Below are 9,837 nucleotides of genomic sequence, written 5' to 3'. Positions count from 1 at the left end.
GTGGATACATCAACAAGAAATCGCAGGGCCCGCCCGGCTCGAAAACGCTGTGGCGAGGGATGAGCCGTTTCGCCACCATCGTCGAAGCATTCGCGGCATTCAAGCAAATGAGTTGTGGGGTATAAAAAGGCAAGAGCGCACATCCTACATGCGTTGAAACCTCGTTGGCGACTCGATCGACAAGCCTCAGCGGGAGGGGGAGTGCGAACCGTTTCTCACGCCAGCCCCTCACCCTCGCGTATGCCTGAACGGCGTCGCTCGAACCAGTAAATCGCTCTCCCAAAACTTCGTCTCGGGAGAGGTGCGGTGCGCAAAAGCAGCAAAAATACCCGCATCAACAAACTGCACGACCTCAGCCCACCGAAGTATGCCGCATGTGCGTTTTGCAAGCGACTCAACCGCTCGCGATTCTGCTGCGTTCGCCCATCCATTTGGGGAGCTCAGCCCGAATGGGCAATCGCCGTGGCTGGTGCGGCGACGCGATCCAGCCGGCTTTGACATTCGGACGTCTGCGGCTAGAATATTGCGACGGACTTGGAAACGACGTCCGTTGCTTCGGTCCGGAGGTATTCGAACGGGCTCAGCGATCCAATCGTGTGCAACACACGGTTTTTGCTGACACACCCGCGAATGACCTACCCGCTTTCGCCGACGCCGAATGATCGTTTCATTGCATTCGATGGCTGTCACCCCACCCCTTGGAGGTGAAACTGCGTTCGTTTGACCGGATCCAACGTTGGAATCGGGTTAACGAGACGGCGCCAGCGCAGAATGTCGTGAGATGGTCGGCCCCGATGCATGTCGCGTTGGCATGAATCGCACACCACTTTGTTTAGCGGGAATAGATGGAATGTTGATGACTGTGAGTTCGATGGCGACCGGATTGTTTTTGGCGTTTGGCTTCCCCGGCCTGCCTGAAATGCTAATCGTGTTGGTGATCTGCTTGGTTCTGTTCGGTGGCGCCAAATTGCCATCGTTGATGCGAAACCTGGGACGCAGTGCCAACGAATTCAAACGGGGCATGGCCGAGTCAGGCGACGACGAAGACGAAGCAACGGATCGCACCGACGAGAAGGCCTGAGATGTTTGGTCTCAGCCCATTTGAACTGGCCGTGATCGGAGTGATCGCGGTGGTCCTCTTTGGTGGCAACCTGCCGGAAGTCGCGAGGAAATTTGGCTCGACGTACAGCCAATTCCGACGCAGCCTACAGGATGTTCAGCAGCAGTTCCGTCAGGTTCAAGACGAAGCGAGCCGGGCGATGTCGATGGACACACCGCCCGCGAAATCCACGTCGTATGACGACGAAGAAGAGGAACCCGATGAACCTTCGGCACCCAAGTTCACTCCCCCGGAGTGATGCGTTCTCGCATGAACATCAGTTGGCATTCGCTGCGTCCGGAGCCAACTGAATTCGAACCGGTTGCTGCAGGTACGCCAGCAAATCACCCACATCCTCGGGCGACAACGCATCGAGGATGTTTTCTGGCATCAGCGAAACCGGCGACGCTTGCAAAGTCTCGATATCATCCCGGTTGACTCGCACAGCATTGCCCTCCGCCGTTCGGATGGTCACCGTATCGGGTGTTTGATCCTCTAGCAAACCGCTCAGGACCTGACCATCCGAAGTCAGCAATCGGTAGTTGGTGAACTCTTCTCGGATTGCCGCCGACGGATCGATGATGGCCAACGATAGAAAATCAAAATTGGACCGTTCGTATCCCGTCAGATCCGGCCCCACCTTGCCACCTTCGCCAAACAATCGGTGACAGGTGCCGCAATGCTTGGTGAACAAGACCTTGCCATGGCCGAGATCCGATTGCGTCGTCGACCGCACGAGAGCTTGCAACGCTTGGATCTGGTTTTGCTTTTCGGCGGGAGTGGCTCGCACGACTCCCCAGTGCTTCGCGACTCGTTCGCGCAGGGAGGGGTTCTCGAAGGCCTGCATTTGAACGACCACATCCGCGGGAACTCGCTCGGCGTTGATCTTGGCCGCGTCGATTTCATCCAACAACACCGACGCCCATGGTTCGCGACTGGAGAGAACCCGAATCGCCGTCTCTCTCAAATTGCCACGATCATCCATCGAGGATTGATAGGCGGATGCGACCCATGAACCAATCGCTTCACCGGGGAAACGCGAAAGAGCTTGCAGGGCGGCCAACTTGACCGCGCCAGATGGATCGCCCTGAAGTCGTCGCCGCAGGACCGCGAGAGCCTTTTCGTCTTGGATCTCACCGAGGGTTTCAATCAAGGCGACCTTGGTGCGGATCGGAGTCCCGGACTGCTCGATCAACTGCAACGCTTGCTTGATCGCTGCAGCATCGCCCTGACGCAAACGCAGCGGCAAATCCGATCCCGGACGTGACTCGCGGAAGACAGCGAGTTGTTCCCGCAAGGCTTCCGGCAACACCTCGACTTTCCGCCCCACAAAGGCTTCTTCAAACCCTTGAATCAGGATCGCCTTGGCATCGTCATTGGGTGCCATGGCCAACAACCTCGCACCGACCCGATAGCTTTCCGGGGTACCTTCCGCCGCGAAACGCCGCATCAATCGATTCAAGATCGTCTCACGGACCAACCGGCTCTTCCATAGTCGCTCGTCTTGAAACAACGCTGCAAGGGCGTCCGCGTGCTTTTCACAGTGAGCTTCCAGGCCCCACCAAATCAAAAGCGGCAGATGCAAGTCATCTTGGTCCGCATCCCGAAGCATCATCTCACGAAGGATCGGCAACGCGGGCTCGGCATCCAAACGTGCCGCGGTGGAAGCCAACTGCGACCGGACGTGCACGTCGTCCTCGTGCTTCGCCAGTTCGATCAAAGCGTTGTGTTGATCGCCCGTCACGGACCGTTCGTCGCCAAGCAATCGAATGGCCCAGCGGCGAAGATTCGGGTCGGGCTCGGAGGACAGCATGCAATGGGTCAACGCCTCGTCGCTGAGAACTCTTCCGCGTTGCAGTGCCCACAGAGCCAGCAACCGCCGCTCGTCCATCTCATCATTCAAGATTCCGGCCAGCGAGTCCTGTAGAGCCTTGGAATCCTCGATCCGAGCAACGATGGTCTCCAAGGTCAGGAACCGAATCGTGCGACTGGGATGTGCCAGCAAATTCAGCAACTGATCGTCCGTCATCGCGAACAAATCAAATCGAGTTCGCGAAGGCAGCAACTCGTCCCATTTCGAAGACGATGAAAGCTCCTTGGCGGTCAAGCGATAGATTCGGCCGCTGGTTTTGTGCCAGTTGTCTCGCGGGTCAACGTGCGTCAAACGCGTGTCGTACCAATCCGCGAAATAGACCGCTCCATCGGGCCCAACCGCGATCGCAACGGGCCGAAACCAGCGGTCGTCTGTCTCGATGGTGGTTTCGAAATCAGTTGTTCGAAACGTCGACGTGTCTTCGGTCAATTCACTGCTGATCACACATCGCTGCAACGGGTTGATGGCGATCGATTGGCCACGATAGCGCGGCGGCAGCACGTTGTCTTGGTAAACCACCAACGCTTGCGTGAACCGCCGGCGATCGCCTTCGGAACGCATATGTTGAAAGAAACCATAAGCATGCGGGTTCGTCAGCGGACCGTGCTTGCCCCACGACTTGGTGCCATAGCTGCCTTGTGGATAGAACATGCCACGCGTGCTGCCGTGGTTGGTCCCTGAAAACGTGAGCCCGCTCTCTTCGATTTCCAAACCAAACGTGTTGCCACCTCCTTCGGCAAAGATTTCAAACCGATGCGATTCCGGGTGGTACCGCCAAATGCATTGCCCCTGGAACGAGGTCGCTTGGTCCGGCCGGTCCGACAAGGGAGCACGAATGGAGGCGGTCGTGGTGCTGCCGTTGGCACCGTACAGCCATCCATCGGGACCAAGCCTCAAACTATTCGCCACCGCATGGGTGTCTTCCAAACCAAAGCCCGTCAGATGCACGGTCGGGTCGCCATCGATCTGTGCGTCTTGATCGGCATCGGGATAGTGCAGCAAGTACGGCGGGTTCATCACCCAAATCCCCGACGTGCTGACCGCGACACTGGTGGCGATGTTGAGGCCTTGGATGACATCTCGATGCGAGTCATACGAACCATCGCCGTTGGTGTCTTCCCACACCGTCACACAGTCCGCCCCAGCGACATGGTTCGGCGGAGCAACCGGCATTTTGTCAAACACGGCTCGCAAGTGCTGGTCGTAGCGAACCACCTTCAGTCCCGCGGGGAACGGGTACTGACGATACTGCACCACCCACATTCGACCTTTGAAATCAAAGCTGATGTGGATCGGCTGAGTCACGTCTGGTTCTCCCGCGACCAGTTCCATCTGCAAGTCATCGGGAACCTTCAAACGAGCAATCGTTTCGGCGGGCGTCGCGGGATCGGAACCGTCTCCAAGGTCGCCGCGTCCTTCAAACTCCCGCATCACACGGGCAACTTCCTCATTGCCCGCGGGAGAATCCTGGGACACGACGACGTTCCCCGATCCCCAACCAATCGCACACCAAAGAGCAACAACAAACAACCACTGGTTTCGCATTGAGTTCATAATCATACGTTGGCTCGTCGGCATGGATCGACTCATCGGGGTAGCAAGGTGTCGGCTACTAAGCAGGTCGGCAGGAATGATCGGGCATCATCATATGAGCCGTTTGGGCGTTAGCCCCGGTTATACGTGGGAGCAACGGCGATTACCGAAACAGCCCAAATGCCGAAAGACTCCTGCCGACCTGCTTAGTTTTTCAAACAACAGAACCATCCCCGAAGAAGACAAGCAGGAACCTTGATGCATGCAAGCGGTTGGACGCTCGCTTGGGATGCGAAATGGTACGGAGTTGATCCAACTTCCAGTGGCACAAGTTTTCATTAAAAACATCCTAGCTCCCCTCGCCCCGCTTCGGGGCCTTGCAGTTTTAAATGCTGTGCCAGTAACGCCTTGAGAACCCCGCCCGCGCAGCGGGAGGGGTCGAAAAGCGAGCGTTCAGCGAGATTTTCGGGGGAGGGCAATCCGCGCCGCTTCCCATGCTCGGCCCCCTCCCTCGCGTACGCCTGAACGGCGTCGCTCGACCTCCCCCAAAACTTCGTTTCGCGAGAGGTTCTCAAATGCTGAAACTTGCTAAAACGCGGCCTCGACAAACTGCACGACCTCCTTCGGGGAGAGGGGAAGCTTGTTGTTTCGCGCATCCACTATTTCACTGGCGTGATCACGACCGTGTGAGTGACTGGGACGATTGCATCTTGAATCGCCTGGACCAACTTGGCTCGCTTGGCTTCGGTGCTTTTGACCGCGGCCTCCAGATCCTTTTTGCCTTCTTCGCCATGGAAGATTTTCTTGATCTGAATCGTTTCAAACGCCTGTTTGGCGGCCACCGCTTGGTCGATCGCTTGAAACGCTTGGCTGAACGGATTGACTTCGAAGTGCTCAGCCAAGTTCACTCCTTCGGCCAATTCATCCTTCGTGAACTCTTGGCTGTGTTCTCCCCAACGGACACTTGCCTTGTCGGTTTCCAAACCGCTGACGGTCAGCAAAAACTGATTCAGATCTTCGCTGAACGGAACCAACGTCATCCCCGAACGGATGCTGTTTTCATCGTCAGCCTTTCCGGTCGCACAGAACGGATAACGATCGCTTTGAAAAGTCACTTGGTACGACGAATCATCGGATTTGATTTCAACAAGCGAATGGTGATCGCCGCCTTCAGCGGACGTCGCTGCCAAGTCCACCTTCAAATTCGCGATGGGCTCACGGATCCCCATCGATTTAAGAAAGCCATGAGCCATGATGACTTGGCCAGCCCAGGGCGGATGAATCCCGTCGTTTCCAGTCACCTGATAGGGTTTGTCATCGGTGCCATATTTCTTGGCCGCGGTGATTTGAGCGACATACATTGGCCAGAACAAATCCGCGAACGCGACGTTTTCTTCTTTTGCGATTTCGATTCCCAGGTCACGCAGCGTGCACAGGTTCAGGTTGTGTTCGTCCAACGTGCATGCAGGAGCCTTGACCCAGGTCGCGATTTTCCCGGCACAACCAGGTGATCCCAAAACGACTTTGACGCCGGCTTCTTTCAACCGCCGAACGATGTGTTGGTAATTGTCCTTGTACCAATGTCCGTTGTTGACGTCGTAGGCGCGATACCGAGCGTCGTTCATCCCGTAGCAGAGCGTCGCGATGGTGGGCTCGAAACGCAAGCAATCGGAATCTATTCGGCGGAGGAATCCTGCCGCGGTTTCGCCGCTCCATCCAAGTTGTCGTGTTTCAATTTCCAGGTGCGGCATGCACGCGGTCAAGTAAGTCTCGATCATCCGTGAATACATTTTCTGCTCGGTAATCGAATCTCCAATGATCACCAAACGATCGCCCTTGGTCAGCAACAGCGGTCCGATTTCAGGAGCCTTGGCCGGGAAGAACTTGCCGAACTCTGGATCGTCCGGTTTGGGCTCGTACTGGTACGGGCCGGACTCGGGGAACTTGGGCAGCGAGCTGTCTTCGGCTGATGTTGTTGTGGCGAAGACAGAAAACGCGACAAGCAAACCAATGCTTCGCAAGATTGTTGGGGGCATGGTGGGTCTCTTGATGACGATGTTGAGATTGAAATGGGGGAGATGAGGCGGGAAGTTGTTGATGGCCAAAGGCCTTTTTCAACGTATTTTCGTTTGGCTTGATGATGGCCGTTGGCCAAATCGATTTGGGATGTCTCTTTCAACCATGCTTGGTTTGTGAACCCCGCCCGCGCAGCGGGAGGGGTCGGTAAGCGAGCTTTCCGGGGGAGGGTAACACGCGCCTCTTCCCATGCCCGGCCCTCACCCTCGCGTACGCCTGAACGGCGTCGCTCGACCTCTCCCCAAACTTCGTTTCGGGAGAGGTACGCCATGTGGAAATCAGCCAAAAAGCAGTAGCAGAAAACTGCACGCCCACGAAGCGAGGCGAGGGGAGCCAAGATGATTGCGGAGCGTGAAGGTGTTCACATCGTCTGCGCGGCTTCATAACGAAACATCTTCTACTAACGACTCAAATCGGACGGTTGATTGGGGGCGATGCTCATGGGTGGGTTGCTGGGGTCGATCTTCTTGTGTTCCCAATACCAACCATCGGCCTTCTTTTCCAGAACGCGATGCTGGCTGTTCTTTGCCAGTGGGGCGGGATCCGAACGCACAAACTGTCTCAGTCGTTGAGCAGCATCCGCATGCTCGGCGTGCCCAATTAAGTTCTCGAATTCGTTTGGATCGTTGATGACGTCATAAAGTTCTTCGCTGCCATCGGCGTAGCGAATCAAACGATACCGTTCGCCCTTGATGCCTTGGTTGCCGGGGTTGTGATCGGTGATCGCAGGCGTTTCGCGAATTTGATTGGGGGATTGAATCTGCGCGACCAAACTCAGGCCTTCGACATCCTTCGGGGCGGGCAATCCGGTCAGTTCCGCAAGCGTAGGATAGATGTCCAACAATTCCGCTGGCGACTGCGTTCGTCCATGAGCGATCCCGGGTCCCGCGAAGATCAACGGCACGTGGGTCGACCGTTCCCACAGCGTGTTTTTTCCGGTGACATTCTTTTCGCCCAAGTGCCATCCATGGTCGCTCCACAAACAGATGATTGTGTTGTCGCGGTGAGGCGATTCTTCGAGTGCGGCAAGCACGCGGCCGACTTGGCTGTCGACAAAACTGATGCAAGCCAAATAGGAATGCACCAAGTTCTTCTGTTGGTCGTGAGCCTCCAACCAACTCATGCGAGGCTCGGGCAATTCCCAGTGCAGGTACCAACTGAACGGGGAACAATCGAGCCGATCATCGCTTCGATAAGGTGGCAACTGCAACGTTTCATCTTCGTAGAGTTCCCACCACTTCGGCGTGACATGACAGGGAACGTGTGGCAGGAAGAAACCACAGCTCATGAAGAACGGCTCGTCGTCGGGCATCGCGCTGAGCTTTTCTGTCACCCAGTCAGCCACGATGTAGTCGCCTTTGTCCTCATCGCGGTGATCGAACACTCCCCAATCCATCAGCGGATGATCGCCGACCGGTGTCATCGGGATCAGCTTCTTGGGCGGCTTCACACCGGCGACTCCGGGCGGACCAATCTCATCAAATTCCGTTTTGTCGCGGCCATAGCGACCGTGATAAACCTTGCCCGCGGAGTACGTTCGGTACCCATGAGCTTTGAAGTGCTGAGGCAACGCGACGCGATCCTTCCATTCTGGCAAATTACGAAACCAGGGTGCCAAGCCGTAGATGCCGGTCGTCGAAGGACGCAGCGAGAGCATCAAACTGGTTCGCGAAGAATTGCACAGCGGCGATTGGCAATGAGCGTTGGTGAACGTCATGCCACGTTCGGCCAACGCCTGCATCGCTGGCGTTTGGACTTGAGGATGCCCGCCCAGCGGTTCCACCCAGTCGTTCAAGTCGTCGATGCAAATCATCAAGACGTTGGGACGACCGGATGAATCCTGAGCAAAGGACACAGAAGCAAACAGCGTCGAGGCAAGGACGAAGCTCCAAACAAAAAGCTTGTTCATTTGGCTGAGGTGGGGCAGGGTGGGATGTGGGCGGGGAGAAGCGGAACGTGTTCCAGTGCATCATTGTGCCATCGACCTTGGGTATGACGGCTTGGGTACGACGGACTTCCAAGTCCGTCGAAAGTCATTGGCTCCGACGGACTCGGAAGTCCGTCGTACGCTCCCCTACCGTTATAGCTGCACCGTCTTGCCCGTGCGTGCACTTTCGTAAATCGCGTTGATCAACGCCACACTTCGCCGGCCTTCGGTGCCATTGATTTGAGGGCTGTGTCCCTCGGTGATCGCATCGAGAAAATCGTTGAAGACGGCAGTGTGACCGTGGTGACCGATCGCGGACGGGTCGCTGGCACCGCCACCCGTTTCGGTCATCCCAGCCATGCGTTTTCGGATGGCTTCGTCTTCTTCGGTTTCGTTGGCGAATTCCCACTGGGTCAGGTCTTCTTCTTCCAAAATCGCGCTGCCTTCGCTGCCACCGATCTCGATTCGCTTCAGTGCCCCGGGATAGGTCGTCGTGGTGGCTTCGATGACGCCCAACGCACCGTTTTTGAACTTCAACGTTGCGACGACGATGTCTTCGACTTCGATGCGTTCGTGAGTCATCGTCGATGCCATCGCGGACACTTCACTGACGTCGCCCATCAACCACAGCAACAAATCGACGGAGTGGATGGCTTGGTTCATCAACGCACCGCCGCCGTCGAGTTTCCAGGTTCCTCGCCACGCGCCGCTGTCGTAATACTCTTGGCTGCGATACCACTTCACGTAGGCGTCACCCATCGTGATTTTGCCGAACCGGCCTTCTTCGACCGCCTTTTTCATCAGCCGCGAAGATTCGTGGAAACGGCTCTGAAAGGTAACGCCCAGTTGCACACCGGCTTTTTCGCAGGCGTCGATGATTTGGTCACAACGTTCCTGAGTGACCTCAAGCGGTTTTTCGATCATCACGTGCTTGCCAGCTTCGGCGGCCTGGATCGCTGGTTCAGCGTGAGCCCCGCTGGGCGTGCAAACCGAAACAGCACCGATTTCGGGATCGGCCAGCATTTGCTCCAGCGTTTTGAAAACGCGACCGCCGTGCTTCGCCACAAACTCTTCGGCTCGTTCGGTGTTGCGGTTGTAACACCCCACCAAGTGCCCATTCGTGGAATCCGCGATGGCTTTGGCATGAAAATTGGAGATCATTCCGGCGCCGACGATGCCAATACCGATGCTCATGTTGTTTGTCTTTTTTGTGCGAGGAAACAGGGTGGGGATCGCTGAGGTAGGCGAAAAACTACGATCAAGATACGTTTTCATGGCGGCCTTCGTCACCGGAGGCTGTTTTGCACCCCGATTTCATCCAGGTCTCGT

General features: G+C 56.5%; 7 protein-coding genes. 3 read left to right on the top strand and 4 right to left on the bottom strand.

All coding sequences use genetic code 11. From position 1 onward, the window contains the following. Positions 1 to 374 precede the first annotated feature (374 nt). From CEE69_RS15050 to CEE69_RS15040, 3 genes are all read left to right on the top strand, one after another. The gene (locus CEE69_RS15050; protein WP_099261431.1) at positions 375 to 662 is read left to right on the top strand and encodes a hypothetical protein; all 288 of its coding nucleotides are present in this window, start codon (positions 375 to 377) and stop codon (positions 660 to 662) included. 149 nt (positions 663 to 811) lie between these two features. Further along, a complete protein-coding gene (gene tatA / locus CEE69_RS15045) occupies positions 812 to 1,081 on the top strand; it encodes a twin-arginine translocase TatA/TatE family subunit (protein ID WP_233215253.1) in 270 nt (89 codons plus the stop codon). Position 1,082: 1 nt separating this feature from the next. Further along, positions 1,083 to 1,358: a Sec-independent protein translocase subunit TatA/TatB gene (locus CEE69_RS15040; protein ID WP_008659693.1), complete on the top strand. Its 276-nt coding sequence runs from the start codon at positions 1,083 to 1,085 to the stop codon at positions 1,356 to 1,358. Positions 1,359 to 1,376: 18 nt separating this feature from the next. On the opposite strand, the gene CEE69_RS15035 is transcribed toward CEE69_RS15040, so the two are convergent. The 4 genes from CEE69_RS15035 to CEE69_RS15010 all read right to left on the bottom strand — a co-directional run bounded on the left by CEE69_RS15035 (position 1,377) and on the right by CEE69_RS15010 (position 9,702). Continuing rightward, on the bottom strand, positions 1,377 to 4,532 hold the full coding sequence (locus CEE69_RS15035; RefSeq protein WP_233215252.1) for a DUF7133 domain-containing protein: 3,156 nt from the start codon (positions 4,530 to 4,532) through the stop codon (positions 1,377 to 1,379). A gap of 632 nt (positions 4,533 to 5,164) precedes the next feature. After that, positions 5,165 to 6,541 (bottom strand): SGNH/GDSL hydrolase family protein, encoded by a 1,377-nt coding sequence (locus CEE69_RS15025; RefSeq protein WP_099261428.1) that lies wholly within the window; start codon positions 6,539 to 6,541, stop codon positions 5,165 to 5,167. A gap of 440 nt (positions 6,542 to 6,981) precedes the next feature. After that, positions 6,982 to 8,490 carry a sulfatase gene (locus CEE69_RS15015; protein ID WP_099261427.1) on the bottom strand — a complete coding sequence of 503 codons (1,509 nt, stop codon included), beginning with the start codon at positions 8,488 to 8,490 and terminating at the stop codon, positions 6,982 to 6,984. A gap of 171 nt (positions 8,491 to 8,661) precedes the next feature. Continuing rightward, entirely contained in the window at positions 8,662 to 9,702 is a 1,041-nt protein-coding gene (locus tag CEE69_RS15010; protein WP_099261426.1) for a Gfo/Idh/MocA family protein, read from the bottom strand. Positions 9,703 to 9,837 lie beyond the last annotated feature (135 nt).

The sequence above is a fragment of the Rhodopirellula bahusiensis genome (genome assembly GCF_002727185.1).
In the GTDB taxonomy this organism is placed as follows: Bacteria; Planctomycetota; Planctomycetia; order Pirellulales; family Pirellulaceae; genus Rhodopirellula; species Rhodopirellula bahusiensis.
This window is presented reverse-complemented; position numbering and strand designations above follow the sequence as displayed.

Bases quoted from the DNA above. Each gene is read 5' to 3' on its own strand.
- CEE69_RS15050 (WP_099261431.1), top strand. From the start codon at position 375: ATGTGCGTTTTGCAAGCGACTCAACCGCTCGCGATTCTGCTGCGTTCG.
- tatA (WP_233215253.1), top strand. From the start codon at position 812: ATGAATCGCACACCACTTTGTTTAGCGGGAATAGATGGAATGTTGATG.
- CEE69_RS15040 (WP_008659693.1), top strand. From the start codon at position 1,083: ATGTTTGGTCTCAGCCCATTTGAACTGGCCGTGATCGGAGTGATCGCG.
- CEE69_RS15035 (WP_233215252.1), bottom strand. From the start codon at position 4,532: ATGATTATGAACTCAATGCGAAACCAGTGGTTGTTTGTTGTTGCTCTT.
- CEE69_RS15025 (WP_099261428.1), bottom strand. From the start codon at position 6,541: ATGCCCCCAACAATCTTGCGAAGCATTGGTTTGCTTGTCGCGTTTTCT.
- CEE69_RS15015 (WP_099261427.1), bottom strand. From the start codon at position 8,490: ATGAACAAGCTTTTTGTTTGGAGCTTCGTCCTTGCCTCGACGCTGTTT.
- CEE69_RS15010 (WP_099261426.1), bottom strand. From the start codon at position 9,702: ATGAGCATCGGTATTGGCATCGTCGGCGCCGGAATGATCTCCAATTTT.